The following is a 22,056-nucleotide window of genomic DNA, read 5'->3' as shown; positions in this document are numbered from 1 at the left end:
CGCCGTGTCCATGCAGAGCAACCCCTTCGCCGAGATCGCCCTCGACGGCTCCCTGCTGCTGGCCGCGCCGATCGCCGTGCTGGCCGGCCTGATCTCCTTCCTCTCCCCGTGCGTGCTGCCGCTCGTGCCCGGCTACCTCGGGTACGTCACCGGCCTCGGCGGGGACGTGCTCACCAGCCGCCGCCGCGGGCGCCTCGTGCTCGGCTCCGTGCTGTTCGTGCTCGGGTTCGCCGTGGTGTTCGTGGGCATCACCGTGGTGTTCACCCAGGCCATGGTCTGGCTGCGGCGCGACGGCGCCTGGGTCACCCCCGTGCTCGGCGTGCTCGTGATGCTCATGGGCCTCGTGTTCCTCGGCGGCGGCGGCCGGCTTCAGCAGGAGCGCCGCGTCCACTTCAAGCCCGCCGCCGGCCTGGTCGGCGCGCCCCTGCTGGGCATGACCTTCGGCCTGGGCTGGGCGCCGTGCATCGGCCCCACCATGGCCGCCGTCCTGGCCATGTCCACGGCCAGCTCCGGCTCCGTGGGCCGCGGCGCCCTGCTCGCCTTCCTCTACTGCCTCGGCCTGGGCCTGCCGTTCGTGCTCATGGCCCTCGGCATGGAGCGCGGCATGCGGGCCCTCGGGTTCTTCCGCCGGCACCGCGTGCTGATCATGCGCCTCGGCGGCGCCCTGCTGATCGCGCTGGGCCTGCTCATGGTCACCGGCGTCTGGACCGCCTGGACCACGCAGCTGCAGCTGTGGTTCGCCAACGAATGGGAGATGCCCCTGTGAGCTCCAAGGCCGCCCGGACGCGCTCCGAGCCCGTCACCCTGCCGCGCCTCGGCCTGGCGGGCACCCTGCGCTGGATCTGGACCCAGCTGACCAGCATGAGCACCGCGCTCATGCTGCTGCTCCTGTTCGCCGTCGCCGCCGTGCCCGGCTCCCTCGTGCCCCAGCGCCGTGCCGGCCCCGAGATCGTGGACCAGTGGATCGAGGACAACCCCGTGTGGGGCCCCGTCCTGGACGCCCTGCAGTTCTTCGACGTCTACAACTCCGTCTGGTTCTCGGCCATCTACCTGCTGCTGTTCGTCTCCCTCGTGGGCTGCGTGTGGCCGCGCGCCATCCAGCACGCCAAGGCCCTGCGCCAGCCCCCGGCCCGCACCCCCCGCAACCTGACGCGCCTGCCGGCCTCCGGCGTCGTCGTCCTCGAGGAGGGCGGCCCGAGCCCCGAGGAGGCCGTGGCCAGAGCCCAGGCGTGGCTGCGCAAGCGCCGCTACCGCGTGGAGCACCGCCCCGAGGCCGGCGGCGCGTCCGTGGGCGCCGAGCGCGGATACCTGCGCGAGATCGGCAACATCCTGTTCCACGTCTCGCTGATCGGCGTGCTCGTGTTCATGGCCTACGGCGGCATGACCAAGTACGGCGGGCAGAAGATCATCGTGGAGGGCGAGGGCTTCGCCAACAACCTCGTGGCCTACGACTCCTTCACCCCCGGCACCTACTTCAGCGCGGACGACCTCCAGCCGTTCTCCCTCACCCTCGACTCCTTCGACGCCGTGTTCGACCGCGAGTCCGAGACCCACTACGGCCAGCCGCTGGACTACACCGCCGTCATGGACGTCCGCGAGGGCTCCGGCGGCGAGCTCCAGCGCCAGATCCTCAAGGTCAACCAGCCGCTGGACATCGACGGCGTGCGCGTCTACCTCGTGGGCAACGGCTACGCGCCCGTGGTGACCATCCGCGACGGCGCCGGGGACGTGGCCTTCCAGGGCCCCGTGGTCACCCGCGTGTTCGACCAGAACTACGGCTCGCAGGCCACCATCAAGGTCCCCGACGCGCGGCCGGACCAGCTGGGCTTCGTCGGCTTCTTCCTGCCCTCGGCGGTGGAGGACGAGGAAGGCGCCGCGTTCTCCGCGGACCCCGAGCTGCTCAACCCGGAGCTGCAGCTGAACTCGTACTACGGGGACCTCGGCCTGGACACCGGCCGCCCGCAGAACGTGTACGTGCTGGACACCGCATCCCTCACCGAGCTCAACAGCCGCACCAACGAGAACGGCGGCATCGTGCTCAGCCCGGGCCAGACGTACGAGCTGCCCGAGGGCAAGGGCTCCATCAGCTTCGACGGCGTCCGCCGCTACGTCGGCCTGGACATCCACTACGACCCGGGCAAGTGGGGCGTCGGCGTGTTCGCCGGCACCGCCCTGCTCGGCCTGGCGATCAGTCTGTTCGTCCGCCGCCGCCGCGTGTGGGTGCGCGCCCGCACCGACGACGACGGCCGCACCCGCGTGGAGTACGCGCTGCTCGCCCGCGGCGAGGAGTTCGGCCTCCACGAGGAGCACGTGGCCCTGCGCGCCGCCATGGAGAAGTGGTGGCCCATCGTCGCCGCCACCGAGACGGCCGACGACGCCGCGGCCGGTGCCGCCCCCCAGTCCACCTCCACCACCCCCGAGACCCCCGCCGGCCCCGCCGACGCCCGATCAGGAGACTGACAGTGTTCAACCCCACGGCCCCCGTGAACGAGCAGCTGGCGCTGTACAGCGACCTCTTCATGCTCATCGCCGCGCTCGTGTACGCGGCGGCGTTCATCCTGTTCACCATCGACATGGCCACCGCCTCGGCCACCATCCGCCGCCTCGAGGCCGACCTCGCGGCCCAGCGCGGGCAGGTGCGCACCGCTCCGGCCCACGAGACCGTGGGGGTCGCCGTCGGCGGGTCCACGGCGGTCGGCGCGAGCGACTCCGACACGGCCCGGCCGGCCGCCGCCGCCGAGCCCGGCGTCGACGCGGACGGTGACCTCGTGGACGAGGACATGGACTACACGGGCGGCGGCCGCCGCCCGGTCGCCAACGTGGCCGTGGCCGTGCTGGCCGTCGGCTGGGCGCTGCACGCGTTCGCCGTCGTCGCCCGCGGCCTCGCCGCCTCCCGCGTGCCGTGGGGCAACCTGTACGAGTTCATGACCACGGGCGCGCTCGTGATCACGACCGTCTACCTGCTGTTCCTCTTCCGTAAGGACCTGCGCTTCGTGGGCACGTTCGTCACCGGTCTCGTGGTGGCCATGATGTGCGCGGCCACCATGGGCTTCCCGACGCCGGTGGGCCACCTCCAGCCGCCGCTGCAGTCGCCGTGGCTCGTCATCCACGTCTCCATCGCCGTGCTCGCCAGCTCGCTGTTCGCGCTGACCGCGGCGATGTCCGTGCTGCAGCTGCTGCAGGACCGTGCGGAGAAGCGCGCCGCGGCGGGCGAGCGCTCGTGGGCGTTCCTGCGCCTCGTGCCGGCCGCGCAGGGGCTGGAGAACTGGTCCTACCGCCTCAACGCGATCGCCTTCGTGATGTGGACGTTCACCGTGATCGCCGGCGCCATCTGGGCCGAAGCCGCGTGGGGCCGGTACTGGAACTGGGACACCAAGGAGGTCTGGTCCTTCGTCATCTGGGTGGTCTACGCGGCGTACCTGCACGCCCGCGCCACCCGCGGCTGGACCGGCGCCCGCGCGGCCTGGCTGAGCATCGTGGGCTTCCTGTGCATCGTGTTCAACTACACGATCGTGAACACGTACTTCCCGGGCCTGCACTCGTACGCGGGTCTGCCCGGCTGAGTCCGGCGGGGCCCCTCAGGCGCGCGGCCCGTCGCCGTCCGGGTCGGCGTCGTCGTCGCCCTGCTCCCGACGACGGCGCAGCTCCTCCTCGCGGGCGCGCAGCTCGGCCTCGCGGCGGTCCAGGTCCTGCTCGCGGGCGTCCTGGCGGCGCTGCATGCGCAGGCTGCGCAGGAACGCCTCGTCGTCGTCCGGGGCCCCGGTGGGCCGGGGCGCCGGGCGGCCGGCCGCGCCGGCCGGGCGGGCGCGGCCGAGCAGCAGCCACAGCAGCGGCCCCACGAGCGGCACGAGCACGATGACCGCCACCCACGCCGCCTTCGGCAGGCTGCGCACCTCGCGGGCGGGGGTCAGCAGCGCCTCGAACAGCGCGTAGAGGGTCAGGCCCGCGAGGATGATCGCGGCGGGGATGATGAAGCGGCCCATCCTTCCAGTCTAGGCGCGGGCTGGGCGGTCGGCGGGCGGGGCGTCCTTCCTCGTAGGATAGACCGGTGCGCATCTTCTTCTACGGTCTGGTCCGCGTGGTCGTCTTCGTCGCCCTGTGGGCGCTGTTCTACTACGTGATGGACCTCGGGATGATCTTTGGGGTGATCGCGGCCACGATCCTGACGTTCGCGGTCAGCTACCTCTTCCTCGGCCGCCTGCGCACGGGGGCCACCGAGGACCTGTCCGCCGCGTGGGAGGGCCGCCCGGGCCGCCGGGGCCGCACCGAGACCGCCGACGCGGACGCCGAGGACGCCTACACCGAGGGCCGGTTCCGCGAGTGAGCCCCGCGGGGCGACGGGGCGGATGCCGCCGCCGTCGTCATCCCGTGCGGCTCAGAGCAGCGCGCCGAGGGTGAACGTGATCGCGTAGACGATCCCGATCACGCCGGTCGCGCGCAGCACCGGGATCAGCGCCCGGCGGTCGTCGGCGCGCAGCACCGTGCGGATCGGCCGGATCGCGAGCAGGCCGCCGATCGGCACGAGCAGCAGCCCCGGGTGCACCGCCACCCAGAACAGCGGCAGCAGCAGGGCGACGGCCAGCATGACGCCGTAGGACGCCCGCGCGGGTCCGTCGCCCAGGCGGGCGGCCAGCGTCATCTTCCCGACCTCGCGGTCCGTGGGGATGTCCCGGATGTTGTTGGCCATGAGCAGGGCCGTGGAGATCAGCCCACAGCCGATCGCGCCGGCCCAGGCCAGGCCGCTGACGGCGTCGGCCTGGGTGTACGTGGTGCCGAGGACGGCCACCAGCCCGAAGAACACGAACACGAACACCTCGCCGAGGCCGAGGTACCCGTACGGCCGCTTCCCGCCGGTGTAGAACCACGCGGCCAGCACGCAGGCGACGCCGACCAGCAGGAACCACCAGTGCCCCGAGAGCAGGATGAGCCCCAGGCCGGCCAGCCCGGCGAGGCCGAAGAACGCGAAGGCCGCCTGCTTCACCTGGGCCGCGGGCACGAGCCCGGAGACGGTGAGCCGGAAGGGGCCGACGCGCTCGTCGTCGGTGCCGCGGATCCCGTCCGAGTAGTCGTTGGCGTAGTTCACGCCGATCTGCAGGGCGAGCGACACCACGAGGGCCAGCAGCGCCGCGCCGAGGTGGAAGGAGCCGAGCTCCGCGGCGGCGGCCGAACCGACGATCACGGGGGCGATCGCCATGGGCAGCGTGCGCAGGCGCGCGGCGGCGACCCACTGGGAGAGCGTGGCGGCCATGGGCGGGGGTTCCTCCTGGGGAGCGGGGTGGAATCGGCGCGCGGCGGGCCGGGTCGACGGCGGCGCGCGGCCGGGGCCCGACGTCGGCCGGGCCCGGGTCATTCTCCCACGCGGGCGGGGCGGCGCTCAGCCGGCGGTGAACCGGGCGGCCAGGGCCTGCCGGTCGGTCTTGCCGGTGGAGAGCAGGGGCAGGGCCTCGAGGAGGAGCCACGTCTTGGGCACCGCGGCCGCACCCAGCGCCTCGCGCACGTGGGCGCGCAGGACGGCCTCGTCGGGGGCCGCGGCCGGGTGGGCGGGCACGACGGCGGCGCACAGCCGGGCGCCCCACTCGGGATCCGGCACGCCGGCCACGTGGGCCGCCGCGACGCCCGGGTGCGCCTCGAGCACCGCGGTCACCGCCGCCGCGGACACCTTCACCCCGCCCGTGATGACGACGTCGTCCAGGCGACCGGTCACGGCCAGCCGCACGCCGCCGTCGTCGGTGGGGGAGAGCACGCCCGTGTCCTCGGTCAGGAAGGCGCGGGCGCCGTCCGCGGCGGTGACGAAGTGGGCGGCGGTGCGGGCGGGGTCGTCGAGGTAGCCGGCCGCCACCATGGGCCCGGCCAGGCGCACGCGCGGCGGGGCGTCGGGGTCGTCCGGGGCCACCGCGACGGCGACGCCGGGCAGCGGGACGCCGTCGTAGACGCAGCCGCCGCACGTCTCGGCCATGCCGTAGGTGGCGGTGAGGCGCACCCCCGCCGCCTCGGCCGCGGCCCGCAGCGCGGGATCGAGCCGGGCGCCGCCCACGAGCACGCGGTCGAAGGAGCGCAGGGCCGCCCGCCCGGCCGGGTCGGCGTCGGCCGCGAGGAGGCGGGCGAGCTGGGTGGGGACGAGCGAGACGAGCCGGGGGCCGGCGTCGTCGGGCAGGGCGGCCGCCCCGGTGGCGAACGCCGCGGGCGTGAACGGGCCCGGTGGCAGGGCCACGGGTGCGGTCCCGGCCGCGATCGAGCGGGAGAGCACGGCGAGCCCGGCCACGTAGTGCACGCCGAGGGCCAGCAGCCACGCCCCCTCGCCGCCGAGCCGCCGGGCCGTGGCCGCGGCCGAGGCGCGCAGGGCCGCGCCGGTCAGGACGATCTGCTTCGGCGTGCCCGTGGACCCGGAGCTGCGCACCACGGCGACGGCGTCCGGGTCTCCGCAGCGGCGCGGGTCGCGGGCCTCGGGCCGGGGGTGCGCGGCGCCGTCGGCGGTCAGCTCGACGGGGGCGCCGCCGTCGAAGGCCGCCGCGAGGGCGTCCGTGGCGCGGGCGAGGGCGTCGGCGGTGGCGGGCATGGCCCCGAGTGTAGGAGGCCCGACGGCCGGACGGACCCGCCCGGCGGACCGGATCCGCCCGGCCGGTCAGAGCATGAACGGCACGGTGGCGATCTTGACCACCATGATCAGCGCGAACAGCTGGGCGTACCCCTCGGTCACGCGGGCGTCGGTGGACCGGGAGAGCGCGTAGTCCAGGATCGCCGGCTGGCCCGTGATGCCCGCCAGCGCCCCGTAGGTGCGATCCACGGACTGCCCCAGCAGCCGTGCCGCGGCGATGAGCAGGGCCGCGGTCAGCGCGGTGAGCACGGCGGACATCAGGATGGCCAGCCCGCCGACCCGGGTGAACACCGTCTCGATGAACGCCGGGCCGGCGGCCAGGCCCACCACGCCCAGGAAGAGCATGAGGCCGAACTGCCGCAGCGTCAGCGCGATCTCCGTGGACGGCTCCCACACCGTGGGTCCCGTTCGGCCGATCGCACCGAGGGCGAGGCCGACGAGGATGCACCCGGCCGCCGGGCCGAGGGAGAAGGAGGCCCCGCCCGGAAGCGGGATCGTCACCATGCCCAGCAGGTAGCCCAGCGCCATGCCCGTGCCCAGGGAGATCCAGTCCAGGTTCGAGAGCCCCCGGGTCGAGTTGCCGAAGAAGTCGCGCACCGCCTCCATCCGCGGCGCGGTGGTCACGATGAGCACCCGGTCGCCGACCTTGAGCTCGGTCTGCGGGGTGGCCAGCGACTCGACGTCGTCGCGCCGCAGCCGGGCGACGTCGGTGCCGAAGCGCTCGCGCAGGGACAGCGTGCCCAGGCGGCGATCGGCCAGGGCGCGGGCCGTGACGATGACCATGGCGGTCTGCAGCGGGTTCATCACCTGTGCCGGGTCGGCGTCGGTGCGGCGGCCGAAGGCCTGCACGGCCGCGTCGATGTTCTTCTCCGTGCCGTCCAGGACGACCTCGTCCCCGGGTTCGATCCGGTCGGCGGAGCCGGCGATCCGGGCCACGCCGCCGTGGCGCAGCGCCACCACGCGCACCAGTCCCTCGGAGATCCCGGGGATCTCCCGCACGGCGAGGGCGGAGGTGGCGGCCGCAGCGGTGAAGTGCAGCTTGCCGTCGGTCACCGGCGCCGGATCGCGCGGGGAACTGCTCCACGGGCGGGCGGCGAGCAGGGTGATCGCGATGATGGTGCCGACCACGCCCACCAGGTAGGACAGCCCGTAGCCCACGGCCGGGGCCTGCCCGCCGGTGAGCTGGTTCGCCAGCGCCATCGCCGGCGTCGCGGTGAGCGAACCCGTCCACACACCGATCGCCGTCGGCAGGTCCAGGTTGAGCAGCGCGGCCAGCGGGTGCACCGTGAAGGCGGTGAGGATCACCACGACGACGGCGGCCAGCATCAGGGGCAGGTTGCGGCGCAGGTCCCGGAAGAACACCTTGCCGGCGCCGAGCCCGATCAGGTAGGCGAAGAGGGCCAGACCGAAGCTCTGGAACAGGGCCAGTCGGTCGCCGACGTCGGGCAGCACCGCCCCGACGAGCAGGCCCACGAACAGTGCCCCCGAGGCGCCGAGGCGGATCTTGCCCAGGGGGATGGTGCCGACGGCGGCGCCCAGGGCGACGGTGGCCATGAGGACGAGGATGGGCTGGTCGTTGAGCAGCGCGAGCATGGGCGGGTCTCCGTCCTGCCGTGGTGGTCGGTCAGAAGTGGTACGGGAAGGCGGACCAGTCCGGGTCGCGCTTCTGCAGGAACGCGTCCCGGCCCTCCACGGCCTCGTCCGTCATGTAGGCCATGCGCGTGGCCTCGCCGGCGAAGACCTGCTGGCCGGCCATGCCGTCGTCGGGAAGGTTGAACGCGAACTTGAGCATGCGCAGGGCCTGCGGGGACTGACGGTTGATGTCCGCGGCGTACTCGAGGGCGACCTCCTCGAGGCGCTCGTGGTCCACCGCCTCGTTGACGGCGCCCATGGCCACCATCTCCTCGGCCGAGTACTCGCGGGCGGTGAAGAAGATCTCGCGGGCGCGCTTCTGGCCCACCTGCCGGGCGAGCAGGGCCGAGCCGTAGCCGGCGTCGAAGGAGCCCACGGTGGCGTCCGTCTGCTTGAACTTCCCGTGCTCGCGCGAGGCGAGGGTGAGGTCCGCGACCACGTGGAGCGAGTGGCCGCCGCCGGCCGCCCAGCCGTTCACGACGGCGATGATCGCCTTGGGGGAGGTGCGCATCAGGCGCTGGACCTCGAGGATGTGGAGGCGTCCGGCGCGGGCCGGGTCGATGGTCTCGGCCGTCTCCCCCTCGGCGTAGCGGTAGCCGTCGCGGCCGCGGATGCGCTGGTCGCCGCCGGAGCAGAAGGCGTGCCCGCCGTCCTTGGGGGAGGGGCCGTTGCCGGTGAGCAGCACCGTGCCGACGTCCGGGGTCATGCGGGCGTGGTCGAGGGCGCGGTAGAGCTCGTCCACGGTGCCGGGCCGGAACGCGTTGCGGACCTCGGGGCGGTCGAAGGCGATGCGCACCGTCGGCAGGTCGCGCACCCAGCGGCCGTCGGCGTCGCGCTCCACCTGGCGGTGGTAGGTCAGGTCCTCGAAGTCGAAGCCCTCGACCACGCGCCAGCGCGTGGGGTCGAAGACGTCGGAGACCTGCTCAGGCAGGCGGTCGCGGTCGGGGCGGGCGGCGTCGGGCTGCGGGGTGCTCATGGGGCCCGAGTCTAGGCCCGCCGGGCGAGGCGGGGGTGAGCCGCCCGCCTCGCCCGGCGGGCCAGACAATTCGGTCGTTCCAGGGCCGTTCTGACAGCAGTACTCTCTGGTTCGCGCGCGGTGCACCAGCGCATCGACGGGTGCGCGGGCTGACGGAGGGCCCACCCAGGCTCAGTCGATCCGCGCCGTCGCCCCCAGCGCCGTCAGCAGGAACGCGTACTCCCACGCGGTGTCCTCCCAGCCCTGGTACCGGCCGGACGCGCCGCCGTGGCCGCCGTCCATCTCGGTGCGCAGCAGGATCGGGGCGCCGCCCTCGGCCAGGGGCGTGGCCTGGTCGCTCGTCACCGTCCGCCGCAGCTGGGCCACCCACTTGGCCGGCTCGACGTAGTGCACGCGGGTGTCGTTCAGGCTCGTCACGGCCGCGATCGCCGGGTAGTCCACCGCCCGCACGTTCTCGTACGGGGTGTAGGCGCGCATGGCCTCGTACACGGCCGCGTCCTCGATCGGGTTGCCCCACTCCTCCCACTCGAGCGCGGACAGCGGCAGCTCCGGGTCGAGGATGGTGGTGAGCGCGTCCACGAACGGCACCACCGCCAGGCACGCCCGGTACAGCTCCGGCGCGAGGTTCAGCACCGCGCCCATGAGCAGGCCGCCGGCCGAGCCGCCCATGCAGGCCACGCGCGCCGGGTCCGCCCAGCCGAGGTCCACGAGGTGCCGGGTGGCGTCCACGAAGTCCGTGAAGGAGTGCCGCTTGGCCAGCTTCTTGCCGTCCTCGTACCAGCGCCGGCCCAGTTCGCCGCCGCCGCGCACGTGCGCGACCGCGAACACCACGCCCCGGTCCAGCAGGGACAACCGGGCCACACCCAGCACGGGGTCCATGGACATCTCGTAGGAGCCGTAGCCGTACACCACGCACGGGGCCGTCCCGTCCGCGGCCACGTCGCGGCGCCGGATCACGGTGACGGGGATCCGCACGTCCTCCCCGGTCACCGACGACGGCTCGGACGCGGGCGCCCACACGCGCTCGGCCACGTAGTCGGCCGGGTCGTAGCCGGGCACTTCCGTCTCGCGGCGCAGGTGCACCTCGCCGGTCGCCGCCGAGACGTCCAGCACGCGCGCGGGCGTGATCCAGGACGTGTAGGCCAGCCGCAGGAACGGGGACTCGGCCGCCGTCGCGGACAGATGGCACGCGTAGAGCTCCTCGTCGAACGCGGGCTCGCGCCAGTGCGCGGCCTGCCCGGCCAGCACGGCGTCCAGCTCGGTGACGACGACGCGCGGGGTCGTCTCCCGGCGCACGGCCAGGGCGGCGTGGGTCAGGGTGACCATGACACCGTCGACCTTCACGTCCTCGCGGTGCGGCACGACGGTGCGCCAGGCGCCGCGGTCGGCGACGTCCGCCTCGGCGACCACCGAGAGCATCCCGTTGGGCGCGGCGACGGGGGCGCCGTCGTCGTCCAGGGCGCGGTCGTGGACCACGAGCAGCCGGCGGACGCCGTCGGCGTCGGTGACGGGCTCGACGTCGGCGAGCATCCGCCACGCGCGGGGGATCAGCACGCGCGGGGCCGGCAGGGGCGCGGCGGGGTCCTCCGGCAGGTCGACCACGAGGGTCTCGGAGACCTCCGAGTTGCCGACGCCGATCAGCAGCTGGGTGCGGTCGGCCACGCCCTCGAAGCCGGTCCACATGCCCGGGTCGGCCTCCTCGTGCAGGATCACGTCCTCGGCCGGGTCGGTGCCGAGCACGTGGGCCTTGACCTGGTACGGCCGCCACGAGTCGTCCCACACGGTGTAGAACACGCGGGTGCCCGAGCGGTCGAAGCGGACGCCGTGGGCCACGTTCTCGACCGCGTCCGGCAGGTCCTCGCCCGTGGCGATCTCGCGCACGCGCAGGGTGAAGCGCTCGTCGCCGGTGTGGTCCACGGCGTAGGCCACCCGGGTGGCGTCCGGGCTGATGTGCAGGCCGCCGAGCGCGAAGAACGGGTGGCCCTCGGCCTCGGCGTTGCCGTCCAGGATCACCTGCTCGCCCGGCAGGGCGGCGTCCGGGGTGATGACGGGCGGGGTCCAGTCGGCCTCGAGGTCGCCGGTGTCGCGTGCGGGCACGCGGCAGTGGATCGGGTACTCGGCGCCCTCGCGGGTGCGCACGAAGTACCACCACCCGTCCCGGCGGGCGGGCACGGAGCGGTCCGTCTCCACCGTGCGGGCCTTGATCTCGCCGACGATCGCCTCGCGCAGCGGCGCCTGGTCCGCGGTCACGGCCTCGGTGTACGCGTTCTCGGCGGCCAGGTGCTCGAGCACGCGGGGCTCCGCCTTGCCGCGCAGCCACTCGAAGTCGTCCTGGAACGTGTGGCCGTGGTGGCGGCGGGTCACGGGCTCGGCGCAGGCGGACGGCGGGACGGGGGCGTGCGACGTGGTCTGGGGCATGCGGCCCATCCCATCACGCCGCGCGGGGCGGGGCCGACACCCCGCGCCGCACACGACGACGGCGGCGCACCGGTCCGGTGCGCCGCCGTCGGGGGTGGCGGGTCAGTTCAGGCCGAGCGCCGCCCGGACCACGCCGAGCCCGAAGTACGCGACGAACGCGAGCGCCACGAACCACAGCAGCGGGTGCACCTCGCGGCCGCGGCCCTGGCCCGTGCGGATCACCGCGTAGGCCACCACGCCGGCGCCGATGCCGTTGACGATCGAGTAGGTGAACGGCATGAGGATGAACGTGAGGAACGCCGGGAAGGCCGCGCCCGGGTCGGACCAGTCGATCTGCACCACGTGCTGGCACATCATGAACCCGACCACCACGAGCGCGGGGGCCACGGCCTCGAACGGCACGAGGTGGATGAGCGGGGAGAGGAACACGGCCGCGAGGAAGAACAGGCCGGTGAACACGGAGGCCAGGCCGGTCCGGGCGCCCTCGCCGATGCCGGTGCCGGACTCCACGAAGATCTGGTGCGCCGAGCCGGAGGCGGCGCCGCCCACGGCGACCGCGAGCGCGTCCGCGGCGAGCACCCGGTTCAGGTCGGGGATGGAGCCGTCCGGGTTCACGGTGCCGGCCTCGCGGGCCAGGCCCACGGAGACGCCCATCGCGTCGAAGAACACGGAGAGCAGGATCGCGAACACGAGCAGGGAGGCCATCAGCCCGCCCACGGAGGTGAAGGCGCCGAACAGGTCCACGCTGCCGAGCAGGTGCAGGTCCGGGGCGGTCCACTCGGGCAGGGAGGGGGCGATCAGGGACCAGCCGGTGGGCACCGCGTTCCCGTCGGCGTCCACGGAGGGGCCGATGTGGAACACGGCCTCCAGCACGTTGGCGAGGATCGTCGCCACGACGATGCCGATCAGGATGGCGCCGCGCACCTTGCGGATCACGAGGACCGCGGTCAGCAGCAGCCCGACGACGAAGACCAGCACGGGCCAGCCCTCGAGCTCGCCGCCCGTGCCCAGGCCCACCGGGACCGTGGTGTCGGCGGCGTCCGGCAGCCGCCGCACGAACCCGGCGTTGACGAGGCCGATCAGTGCGATGAACAGGCCGATGCCCACCACGATGCCGGACTTCAGCGCCTCCGGGACCGCGTCGAACACGGCACGGCGGAAGCCGGTCACCACGAGCACCAGCATCACGAGACCGGCGAGGGTGACGAGGCCCATCAGCTGGGGCCAGGTGAGCCCCGGCGTCGTGGCGATGGTGATGGAGACGAACGCGGAGACGCCCAGGCCCGCGGCCACCGCGAACGGGTGCCGCGCCCACACGCCCATGACGATGGTCATGACGCCCGCCACGAGCGCGGTGACGGCGGCCACGGCGGGGATGCCCAGGGTGTTCCCGGCCGAGTCGGGCCCGGACAGGATCAGCGGGTTCAGCACCACGATGTAGCTCATCGCCAGGAACGTGGCGAGGCCGCCGCGGAACTCCTGGCCCACCGACGAGCCGCGCTCGGTGATGCGGAAGTACCGGTCCAGGGCGCCGCGGGCAGCGGCGGGGGACGGGGCGGGCGAGGGCGGTGGAGAGGCGGTGCGGGAGGCCATGGCACCAGCGTAGTGACCCGGTCCCACGACGATCGCGCGCGTGCCGTCCCGCTACGCTCGCGGGCATGCGTCCCCGCTCCGCCTCCGCCGCCCGCACCCGGGAGGCGCTGCGCGACGCCGTGCAGATCTACGCCCCCTCCACCGTCTACGCCGTCGGCCTGGGCGCCATGACGCCCGCGCTCGCGGTGGCGGCGCTGGCCCTCGGCCTGGACGCGGCGCGGGCGGCTGCCGTCGTGCTGCTGGTGGGGCTCGGCTCGCTCGTGGCCAACGGGCCGGCCTCGGCGCTCGCGGCCCGGGCGGGGGAGCGGGTCACCATGGTCGTCTCCGCCGGGCTCGGCACGGTCGGCGCGGGTCTGGCCTGGGCGACGACGGCCGGGGTGTCCTCCGGGCCGTCGGCGGCGGGGGTGGCCGAGCCAGGGCGGTTGGCGCTGTTCCTGGCCGCGGTGCTCGCCGTGGGCATGGCCGGGGCCGGGTTCAACCTGGCCCGCCAGGCGTACCTGGCGGTGGCGGTGCCGGCCACGCACCGGGCCCGCGCGATGTCCACGCTCGGCGGGACCGTGCGGATCGGGACGTTCCTGGGCCCGTTCCTGGGTGCCGCCGCGCAGGCCCCGCTCGGGCTGGACGGCGCGTTCGCCGCGGCCGCCGCGGCCATGGCCGTCGGCGCCCTGCTGTGCCTGCGGATCCGGGATCTGCCGGTGCCGGCGTCCGATCCGGCGGCGGGGGAGGAGCCCGGCCCGGCCGGTCGACCCCGGCTGCTGGACGTGGCGCGCGCCCGACGCGGGGCGTTGCTCACGGCCGGCTTCGGTGTCGTGGCCGTCTCCGCCGCCCGCGCGGCGCGCAACGCCGTCATCCCGCTGTGGGCCACGCACCTGGGCCTGGACGCGGCGACGGCGTCGCTCGTCTTCGGCCTGGCCGGCGCGGCGGACCTGCTGCTCTTCTACCCCTCGGGTCGGCTCATGGACCGCTTCGGCCGGCGCGCTGTGGCGGTGCCGTGCCTGACCCTGCTGGGGGCGGGGTTCCTGGCGATCAGCCTCACCCGGGAGCCGACGGCGTTCGCGGCGGCGGCGGTGCTGCTGGGCATCGGCAACGGCTTCGGCGCGGGGATCGTGATGACCCTCGGGGCGGACCACTCGCCGCCGAACGCGCGCGCCCCGTTCCTCGGTCTGTGGCGCTCGATGTCCGACGCGGGGATGCTCGCCGGGCCGCTGCTGCTCTCCGGGGCGACCGCCGCGGCCGGGCTGGCCGTCGGCGTCGGCTCCCTCGCGGTCGTCTGCGGTGTCGGAGCGGTCGTGTTCGCCGCGGTGCTGCCGCGCGGGCCGGGGGCCGTGGCGGACCCGCCGCCCGTCGTCGTGCGCTCGCGCTGACCGGGGCGCCGGACCGTCGGCTCAGTCGGCGGTCTCGTCCGGGGGGATGGTCTGCCCGGAGGCCTGGTCGTCGAAGACCATGTACGTCTGCGTGTCGACGACGCTCGGCAGGGTCTGCAGTTCGTCGAAGATCACACGGCGCAGGTCGGCGGTGTCCCGCGCGCGGACCAGCAGGATCACGTCCATGTTCCCGCCCACGAGGGAGACGTGGGAGACCTCGGGGATGGCCAGGAGCGTGGCGCGCAGCTCTCGCCAGTCGTGCTGACGCAGCTTCATGGTCACGTGGGCGGAGGCCCCGAAGCCGACCTTGACGGGGTCGACCCGCACGGTGAAGCCTGTGATCACGCCCGCGTCCTGCAGGCGGTTCAGACGCGAGTAGCAGTGCGCGCGGGAGATGTGCACGCGCTCGGCCAGGGCCGCGACGGACATCCGCCCGTCCTGCGTCAGTTCGCGGACGATCGCGCGGTCCACGCGGTCCAGCGGCTCGGCGGCCATGGCTCCTCCTGGGGCGGGGCGGACGGGGTCGGCCACGCGGCGGCGGACCGTCTACGTGGCACGAGTCACAATAGCAGTTCGTCCGATGGAGTGCCTGGTTTGCACCCGATTGTCTCGTGATCCCGGGCGGGCGAGCGACACATTGATCCTCTTGGGCACACTGAAGGCCACAGATCGAGAGGACCCGCCATGAGTGACCCCACCCCCGCCGTGCCCGGGGCCGTCCGGACCGACGAGGCCGAGACCCGCCCGAACGCCGGCGCCGCCTTCGGCATCTCCCTCGAGGAGTACCTGCTCCCCGCCGCCCGCCGCATCCAGCTGATCGGCGAGGACGGCACTCTGCTGGCCCCGGAGGAGCAGGGCACCGAGCCCGGCCACGAGTATCCCCTGCCCTCCGACGAGGAGCTGCTGGCCGCCTACCGCCACCTCGTCATCGGCCGCCGCGTCAACGACCAGGCCTACGCCCTGGTGCGCCAGGGTCGCATGGCCGTCTATCCGTCCTCGCATGGCCAGGAGGCCTCCGAGGTCGCCGCCGCCGTCTGCCTGGGCGAGGACGACTGGCTGTTCCCGACCTACCGCGACACCGTGGCCGTGATCGCCCGCGGCGTCCCGCCGCTCGAGGTGATGGTGGCCTACCAGGGCACCTGGCATCAGGGCTACGACCCCCAGAAGCACCACGTCTCCATCCAGTCCACGCCCCTGACCACCCAGATGCTGCACGCCGTCGGGATGGCCAAGGCCGCCCGCCTGCGCGGCGAGGAGGTCGTGTGCCTGGCCATGGTCGGCGACGGCGGCACCTCCGAGGGCGACTTCCACGAGGCGCTGAACTTCGCGGCCGTGTTCAAGCTGCCGGTGATCTTCTTCGTGCAGAACAACAAGTTCGCCATCTCCGTGCCGTTCGCCAAGCAGTCGGCCGCCCCGTCCCTGGCCCACAAGGCCGTGGGCTACGGCCTGGCCGGCGAGCGCGTGGACGGCAACGACCTCGGCGCCCTGCTGGCCGTGCTGGGCCGCGCCGTGGAGCTGTGCCGGCAGGGCCAGGGCCCCTTCCTCGTGGAGGCGGACACCTACCGCATGCAGGCGCACACCAACACGGACGACCCCTCGCGCTACCGCGACGACGCCGAGGTGAAGGAGTGGGAGGCGCGCGACCCGCTGCGCCGCATGACCGCCTACCTCGAGTCCACCGGCGCCCTCACCGAGGAGGTCTCGGCCCAGATCGCCCGCGACGCGGAGGACGTCGCGCAGCAGCTGCGTGACGCCATGAACGCCGAGACGGAGCTCGATCCGCTCGAGCTGTTCGACCACGTCTACTCCGTGCAGACCCCGCAGCTCGCCGCCCAGCGCGCGCAGCTGGCCGAGGAGCTGTCCCGTTCCGAGAACCAGGAGGCCTGAGCATGGCGACCCTGACCTTCGCCGCCGCGCTCAACGCGGCGCTGGCCGACGAGATGGCCGCCGACGACATGGTGGTGGTGTTCGGCGAGGACGTCGGCACCCTCGGCGGCGTCTTCCGCATCACGGACGGGCTGACCGCGCGCTTCGGCGAGGAGCGCTGCTTCGACACCCCGCTGGCCGAGTCCGGCATCGCGGGCATGGCCGTGGGCATGGCCCTCGGCGGCGCCCGCCCCGTGATCGAGATGCAGTTCGACGCGTTCGCGTACCCGGCCTTCGAGCAGATCGCCTCGCACGTGGCCAAGATGCGCAACCGCACCAAGGGCGCCACGCCCATGCCGATCACCATCCGCATCCCCTACGGCGGCGGCATCGGCGGCGTGGAGCACCACTGCGACTCCTCCGAGTCCTACTACGCGCACACCCCGGGCTTGAAGGTGTACACCCCGGCCTCGGTGAAGGACGCGTACATGATGCTGCGCTCGGCCATCCGCCTGGACGATCCGGTGGTCTTCATGGAGCCCAAGAAGATGTACTGGACCAAGGCCGAGCTCGACCTCGACCAGCTGCGCGCCGAGTTCGAGGAGGGCTGGGCCCGCGTCGAGGACAAGAAGGAGCACGGCGAGGCCTGGGCCCGCGCCGCCGTCGTCCGCGAGGGCACGGACGTCACCCTCGTCTCCTACGGCCCCTCCGTCCCCACCTGCCTCGCCGCCGCCCAGGCGGCCGCGGAGGAGGGGCTCTCGGTGGAGGTCGTGGACCTGCGCACCGTGAACCCGCTGGACGAGGACACGATGACCGCCTCGGTCACCAAGACCGGCCGCGCCGTCGTCGTCGCCGAGCCGCAGGGCTTCGCGTCCGTGGCCTCCGAGCTGGTGGCCCGGATCCAGCAGCGCTGCTTCCACTCGCTGGCGGCGCCCGTGGGCCGCGTGACCGGCTTCGACATCCCGTTCCCCGCGCCGAAGCTCGAGGAGCACCACCTGCCGAACATCGACCGCATCCTGGACGCGATCGACGACCTGAACTGGGACCTGGACGCGATCGACGACCTGAACTGGGACCTGGACGCCGAGGAGGCCCGCGCATGAGCAACACCTTCCTGCTGCCCGACCTGGGCGAGGGCCTGACCGAGGCCGACATCGTCCGCTGGCTCGTCGCCGAGGGCGACACCGTGGCCGTCGACCAGCCCATGGTCGAGGTCGAGACCGCCAAGGCCCTCGTCGAGGTGCCGAGCCCGTACGCCGGCACCGTGCTGACCCTGCACGGCGCCGAGGGCGAGACCATGGACGTCGGCAGCCCGCTGATCACCATCGGCGCGGCCGGCGAGTCCGGTGAGGGCTCCGCGCCCGTCGCCGGCACCGAGACCCTCGCCGTCCCGCCGTCGACCGGTGCGGCGGCGGCCGAGGCCGCCCGCCCGGGCGCGCTGAGCTACCGCGAGGAGGAGATGGCCGGCGTCCAGCCGAAGCCGGACAAGGCCCGCGGCGGCGACGGCGACGTCGCCGGCTCCGACGACGAGGCCTCCGGCGCCGTGCTCATCGGCTACGGCACCTCCGGCCACAGGGCCACCTCCCGCAGCCGTCCGTCCAAGCGCGGCCGCGGCGCCGCCCGCCCGACACCGGCCCCCACGGCCGGGGCCGGCGCCCCGCGCGTGACCTCCCCGATCGTCCGCAAGCTCGCCCGCGAGAAGGGCGTGGACGTGGCCGCGCTGACCGGCACGGGCCCGGACGGCCTGATCACCCGCGCCGACGTGCTCGCCGCGGCCGAGGGCTCCGCGCCGCAGACCGCCCCGACCCCGGCCCCGTCGGCCGCCGCCCCGGCGGCCGCGGCCACCGCGCAGCCGGGCGCCGTGGACGGGCGGACCGGCCTGGCCGTCGTCGCCCGCACCCCGATCTCGGGGGTGCGCAAGGTGATCGCGGACCAGCTCTCCCGCTCGCGCCGCGAGGTCCCGGAGGTCACGGCGTGGCTGGACGTCGACGTCACCGCCCTGCTCGAGCTGCGGGCCGCGCTCAAGGCGAAGGACCCGGAGAACGCGCCCTCGCTGCTCGGCCTGATTGCCCGCTTCACCCTGGCCGGCCTGCGCCGGTACCCGGTGATGAACGCGCGCATCGAGGCCGGGGCGGACGGCCAGGACGAGATCGTGGAGGTCGACGGCGTCCACCTCGGCCTGGCCGTGCAGACCGACCGCGGCCTCATGGTGCCGTCCGTCGAGCACGCGGAGAAGCTGTCCGCGGACGAGCTCACCGCCGCGATCAACGACACCGTCAGCCGCGCCCGCGCGGGCAGGGCCGCCCCGGCCGAGCTCACCCGCGGCACGTTCACGCTGAACAACTACGGCCCGCTGGGCACGGACGGCGCCACGCCGATCATCAACGTGCCCGAGGCCGGGATGCTCGGCATCGGCCGGATCATCGACCGCCCGTGGGTCGTGGACGGGGAGATCGTGGTCCGCAAGGTCACCGAGATGACCGTGACCTTCGACCACCGCGTCACCGACGGCGCCACCGCGAGCGCGTTCCTCACGTTCGTGGCGGACTGCCTCCACGACCCGACGGCGGCCCTCGCCCGGATCTGATCCGGACGATCCCCGCCCGCCCCGACCCCGGACGAGCCCTGCGATGTGGCGGCCATACCTCGCGGATGGCCGCCACATCGCAGGGCTCGTCGCGTGGTGGGGGTGCGGTGAGCGTGCGGGGAGGGGTCAGTCCGCGCGGCCGCGGCGAAAGGCCGTGCCGAGCGCGCCCCACAGCAGGACCGCGGGGGAGGCGCTGAGCAGGATCCCGGCCGGCTCGGCCGCCGGGTGGGGGCCGGCGCCGCTGGTCGCGGGGGTGTCGAGGGTGAGGGCCAGCAGCGTCAGCCCGGCCGCCAGGCCCGCGACGCCCAGGGACCAGAGCGTGGCCTCCACGCCGCGGGCGCCGCGCGGTACGGGCCGCGGTGCGCCGTCGTACCGGGCGAACGGCACGGCGAGCAGGCCCCAGGCGGCGGACACGAGCGCCGCGGCGGCCATGTCCGACGGCCGGTGCCAGGCCTCCGTGTAGGCGACGGCGCCGGTGCAGGAGCTCACCACGGCGCCGAGGACGGTGGTGAGAGGTCGCCACCGGGCGGGCACGAGCAGCAGCGCGGCCACCGCGGCGCCCGTCGCGAGCGTCATGTGGCCCGAGGGCAGTGAGTTGCCGCCGGACCACGGGACCCCGTCGGCGTGCTCGGGCCGCGGAAGCGCCGCCTTGAGCAGCTGCGTGGTGAGGTTGGACCCGGCCAGCACGAGGAGGGCGAGCAGCCCCCGCCGCCGCCACCGGGCCACGGCGAGCGCGCCGAGCGAGGCCAGCGCCATGCCGACCGCCAACGCGAGCGGCAGGATCCGCACCACCTGGGAGGTCACGTCCGGCACGGTGTCCGCGTAGCGCTCCTCGACGGCGCGGAACACCTGGTACTCGAGCACCTGGCCGGCGGAGGACCACACCAGGGCGGCGTAGACCAGCACGACGCCGGCCACGCACGCGGCCAGCGCCAGCCACCACGTCCACGAGGGGAGGCGGCGGGGGGCGCGGGCGGTGGGGGGCATGGGTTCCATTGTGTCGGACGCGCAGCCGTCATGCAGGCTTCATCGGACGGTCACGCCCCCGTCGCCGTCCCGTCCTCCGCGCCCCTGAGCCGCCTGCCTAGCCTGGGGCCATGACCCGCGTGCCCCCCGCCCACGGACATCGCCCGGCCCTCCGCGACTCCACCGGCTCGGCTCACGGCCCGGGCGTCGAGCCGGGCGCCCGGCCCCGTCTCTCGGCCGAGGACCTGCTGGCCGCCCGGGACGCCCTGGCCCCCTTCGGCCGGCTGAGCCGGCAGGAGCCCATCGAGTGGGCCGCCGAGGAGCCCCTCGCCCCGGACCTGGCCGACTTCTACCGCTACGTGGGACCGGAGTGGCTGGAGATCGACACCCTCGGCCTGCCTGTGATGTTCTTCCCGCTGGACCGCCTGTGGGACGAGCAGGCCGGCTACCGGTGGAACCCCCGAACCGGTGCGCTGCTGGTGGACTGGAACGACGACTGGACCGTGGTGGCCAAGCAGGGCGCCGACCCGTTCATCCACGCGGCCTCCACCGGCCAGGTGCTCATGGCCCCGGGAGACGAGGGCTGGGAGGACCGCCTGGACGAGCCGCGACCGGTCTTCCGGGACCTCACCGAGATGACCCGCGCGCTCGCGGCCGTGGGCACGGCGTGGGCGCGCTTCGACGACCCGTTCACCGCCGACTGGCATCTCACCGAGGAGGTGACGGCCGCCGTCGTCGCCGGCCTGGAGGGGGTGCTCGGCGCCCACGACCGCGCCGTGGACCTGGCCCGAGCCCTCGGCTACCTCCGCGCCGTCTGAGCGTCGGCGCCGACACAGACAGTCCCACCCCGCCGGCGCCCGTCGGAACGGGAGCCGAGCGCCCTTCCTACACTGGCCGCATGAGCACCGCCCCCGCCCTGCCCCCGCTGCCCGGCGCGCCGGGCGGTCCCGCCCTGCCGAGCGTCGAGGAGCTGCTGGCCGACGCCGTCGCGGTCGCCCTGCCGATGCGCGTGCGGTTCCGCGGCACGGACCTCCGTCACGCCCTGCTGCTGCGCGGCCCGGCGGGCTGGGCCGAGTTCTCCCCGTTCCCGGAGTACGGTCCGCACGAGTGCGCCGCGTGGCTGGCCGCCGCGATCGAGGCCGGCTGGCAGGGCTGGCCCGGCCCGGTCCGCCAGACCGTCCCCGTCAACGCCACCGTGCCCGCGGTGGCCGCGGACGACGTCGAGGCCGTCCTGGCCCGCTACGGCGACGGCATCACCGCGGTCAAGGTCAAGGTGGCGGAACACGGCCCCGAGGGCGGTCTCGTCCCCGGCGGCCGCGAGGCCGACCTGGCCCGCGTGCGGCGGGTGCGCGCGCTGCTGCCCCACGCGCAGGTCCGCGTCGACGCCAACGCCGGCTGGACGCCCGCCGAGGCCGTCGACGTGCTCACCGCGCTGGCCGACGTCGGCCTCGAGTACGCCGAGCAGCCCGTGCCCGGCATCACCGACCTCGCGGAGGTCCGCGCGGAGCTGCGCGCCCGGGGCGTCCCCACCCCGATCGCCGCGGACGAGGCGGTCCGCAAGGCCGAGGACCCCCTCGCCGTCGCGGCCGCCGGCGCCGCGGACCTGATCGTGGTGAAGGTCCAGCCGCTCGGGGGCGTGCGCCGGGCCGCGGCGATCGTGGCGGCCGCGGGGCTGCCCGCGGTGGTCTCCTCAGCGCTGGACACCTCCGTGGGCATTGCCGGCGGCGCCGCGCTCGCCGCCTGCCTGCCGTCCCTGCCGCACGCATGCGGGCTCGGCACCGCGGCCCTCTTCGAGCACGACGTCGTCGCCCCGGCCTGGCGCCCACGCGCGGGGGCCCTCCCGGCACCGGGGGAGCGGGCCCCCGCCCCCGACCCGGAGCTGCTCGACCGCGTCCGGGCGGACGGGGCGCGGCAGGCGTGGTGGGCCGACCGCCTGCGCGCGGCCCACGCGGTGCTGGCCGCGCAGGGCTGACGGGCCCGCCCGGTCCCCGTCGACGCGGGGAATGTGAGCCGGATTACAGCACGTCAACGGGACGAAATCCGGCGGCCGGGAAGAGTT

Annotated in this window: 19 protein-coding genes; 10 read left to right on the top strand and 9 right to left on the bottom strand. The window is 74.6% G+C overall.

What is annotated here, in order from left to right; translation table 11 throughout:
• Positions 1 to 10 precede the first annotated feature (10 nt).
• The 3 genes from G6R13_RS02580 to ccsB are packed head-to-tail and all read left to right on the top strand — an operon-like array spanning position 11 to position 3,563.
• The gene (locus G6R13_RS02580; protein ID WP_036336893.1) at positions 11 to 766 is read left to right on the top strand and encodes a cytochrome c biogenesis protein CcdA; all 756 of its coding nucleotides are present in this window, start codon (positions 11 to 13) and stop codon (positions 764 to 766) included.
• Positions 763 to 2,460 (top strand): cytochrome c biogenesis protein ResB, encoded by a 1,698-nt coding sequence (locus G6R13_RS02575; protein WP_163720958.1) that lies wholly within the window; start codon positions 763 to 765, stop codon positions 2,458 to 2,460. Before G6R13_RS02580 ends, G6R13_RS02575 begins: the two co-directional genes overlap by 4 nt.
• Before the next feature lie 2 nt (positions 2,461 to 2,462).
• Positions 2,463 to 3,563: a c-type cytochrome biogenesis protein CcsB gene (gene ccsB, locus G6R13_RS02570; protein ID WP_010080313.1), complete on the top strand. Its 1,101-nt coding sequence runs from the start codon at positions 2,463 to 2,465 to the stop codon at positions 3,561 to 3,563.
• 15 nt (positions 3,564 to 3,578) lie between these two features.
• On the opposite strand, the gene G6R13_RS02565 is transcribed toward ccsB, so the two are convergent.
• On the bottom strand, positions 3,579 to 3,983 hold the full coding sequence (locus tag G6R13_RS02565) for a PLDc N-terminal domain-containing protein (RefSeq protein ID WP_010080314.1): 405 nt from the start codon (positions 3,981 to 3,983) through the stop codon (positions 3,579 to 3,581).
• A gap of 65 nt (positions 3,984 to 4,048) precedes the next feature.
• Here G6R13_RS02565 and G6R13_RS02560 point away from each other — a divergent pair, with 65 nt between their 5' ends.
• A complete protein-coding gene (locus G6R13_RS02560) occupies positions 4,049 to 4,324 on the top strand; it encodes a DUF4229 domain-containing protein (RefSeq protein WP_010080315.1) in 276 nt (91 codons plus the stop codon).
• 51 nt (positions 4,325 to 4,375) lie between these two features.
• On the opposite strand, the gene G6R13_RS02555 is transcribed toward G6R13_RS02560, so the two are convergent.
• The 6 genes from G6R13_RS02555 to G6R13_RS02530 all read right to left on the bottom strand — a co-directional run bounded on the left by G6R13_RS02555 (position 4,376) and on the right by G6R13_RS02530 (position 13,214).
• Positions 4,376 to 5,248 carry a 1,4-dihydroxy-2-naphthoate polyprenyltransferase gene (locus G6R13_RS02555; RefSeq protein WP_163720956.1) on the bottom strand — a complete coding sequence of 291 codons (873 nt, stop codon included), beginning with the start codon at positions 5,246 to 5,248 and terminating at the stop codon, positions 4,376 to 4,378.
• 126 nt (positions 5,249 to 5,374) lie between these two features.
• Positions 5,375 to 6,556 (bottom strand): AMP-binding protein, encoded by a 1,182-nt coding sequence (locus G6R13_RS02550; protein ID WP_163720954.1) that lies wholly within the window; start codon positions 6,554 to 6,556, stop codon positions 5,375 to 5,377.
• 66 nt (positions 6,557 to 6,622) lie between these two features.
• Positions 6,623 to 8,188 (bottom strand): TrkA C-terminal domain-containing protein, encoded by a 1,566-nt coding sequence (locus G6R13_RS02545; RefSeq protein ID WP_163720952.1) that lies wholly within the window; start codon positions 8,186 to 8,188, stop codon positions 6,623 to 6,625.
• Positions 8,189 to 8,219: 31 nt separating this feature from the next.
• A complete protein-coding gene (locus G6R13_RS02540) occupies positions 8,220 to 9,203 on the bottom strand; it encodes a 1,4-dihydroxy-2-naphthoyl-CoA synthase (RefSeq protein ID WP_020627259.1) in 984 nt (327 codons plus the stop codon).
• Positions 9,204 to 9,374: 171 nt separating this feature from the next.
• Complete coding sequence (locus tag G6R13_RS02535) at positions 9,375 to 11,621, bottom strand: S9 family peptidase (protein WP_163720950.1); 2,247 nt, start codon at positions 11,619 to 11,621, stop codon at positions 9,375 to 9,377.
• 102 nt (positions 11,622 to 11,723) lie between these two features.
• Positions 11,724 to 13,214 (bottom strand): NCS2 family permease, encoded by a 1,491-nt coding sequence (locus G6R13_RS02530; RefSeq protein WP_134415783.1) that lies wholly within the window; start codon positions 13,212 to 13,214, stop codon positions 11,724 to 11,726.
• Positions 13,215 to 13,279: 65 nt separating this feature from the next.
• On the opposite strand from G6R13_RS02530, the gene G6R13_RS02525 reads away from it, so the two are divergent.
• Positions 13,280 to 14,578, top strand: a complete 1,299-nt coding sequence (locus G6R13_RS02525; RefSeq protein ID WP_134415781.1) for an MFS transporter — start codon at positions 13,280 to 13,282, stop codon at positions 14,576 to 14,578.
• Between the two features lie 21 nt (positions 14,579 to 14,599).
• On the opposite strand, the gene G6R13_RS02520 is transcribed toward G6R13_RS02525, so the two are convergent.
• Entirely contained in the window at positions 14,600 to 15,073 is a 474-nt protein-coding gene (locus tag G6R13_RS02520) for an Lrp/AsnC family transcriptional regulator (protein WP_036316705.1), read from the bottom strand.
• Positions 15,074 to 15,262: 189 nt separating this feature from the next.
• On the opposite strand from G6R13_RS02520, the gene G6R13_RS02515 reads away from it, so the two are divergent.
• The 3 genes from G6R13_RS02515 to G6R13_RS02505 are packed head-to-tail and all read left to right on the top strand — an operon-like array spanning position 15,263 to position 19,031.
• Positions 15,263 to 16,465: a thiamine pyrophosphate-dependent enzyme gene (locus G6R13_RS02515; RefSeq protein WP_041104050.1), complete on the top strand. Its 1,203-nt coding sequence runs from the start codon at positions 15,263 to 15,265 to the stop codon at positions 16,463 to 16,465.
• A 2-nt stretch (positions 16,466 to 16,467) separates the two neighbouring features.
• Positions 16,468 to 17,547 carry a transketolase C-terminal domain-containing protein gene (locus G6R13_RS02510; protein ID WP_134415779.1) on the top strand — a complete coding sequence of 360 codons (1,080 nt, stop codon included), beginning with the start codon at positions 16,468 to 16,470 and terminating at the stop codon, positions 17,545 to 17,547.
• A complete protein-coding gene (locus G6R13_RS02505) occupies positions 17,544 to 19,031 on the top strand; it encodes a dihydrolipoamide acetyltransferase family protein (protein ID WP_134415777.1) in 1,488 nt (495 codons plus the stop codon). Before G6R13_RS02510 ends, G6R13_RS02505 begins: the two co-directional genes overlap by 4 nt.
• A 126-nt stretch (positions 19,032 to 19,157) precedes the next feature.
• Here the strand turns inward: G6R13_RS02505 and G6R13_RS02500 are convergent, their stop codons facing one another.
• On the bottom strand, positions 19,158 to 20,018 hold the full coding sequence (locus G6R13_RS02500) for a phosphatase PAP2 family protein (protein WP_041104931.1): 861 nt from the start codon (positions 20,016 to 20,018) through the stop codon (positions 19,158 to 19,160).
• A 110-nt stretch (positions 20,019 to 20,128) separates the two neighbouring features.
• On the opposite strand from G6R13_RS02500, the gene G6R13_RS02495 reads away from it, so the two are divergent.
• Entirely contained in the window at positions 20,129 to 20,815 is a 687-nt protein-coding gene (locus G6R13_RS02495; protein ID WP_036317999.1) for a hypothetical protein, read from the top strand.
• Between the two features lie 80 nt (positions 20,816 to 20,895).
• On the top strand, positions 20,896 to 21,969 hold the full coding sequence (locus G6R13_RS02490) for an o-succinylbenzoate synthase (protein WP_134415775.1): 1,074 nt from the start codon (positions 20,896 to 20,898) through the stop codon (positions 21,967 to 21,969).
• The last annotated feature ends 87 nt before the right edge of the window (positions 21,970 to 22,056 follow it).

Source organism: Micrococcus sp. Alg238-R198 (assembly GCF_900537135.1).
GTDB lineage: Bacteria > Actinomycetota > Actinomycetes > Actinomycetales > Micrococcaceae > Micrococcus > Micrococcus luteus.
This window is presented reverse-complemented; position numbering and strand designations above follow the sequence as displayed.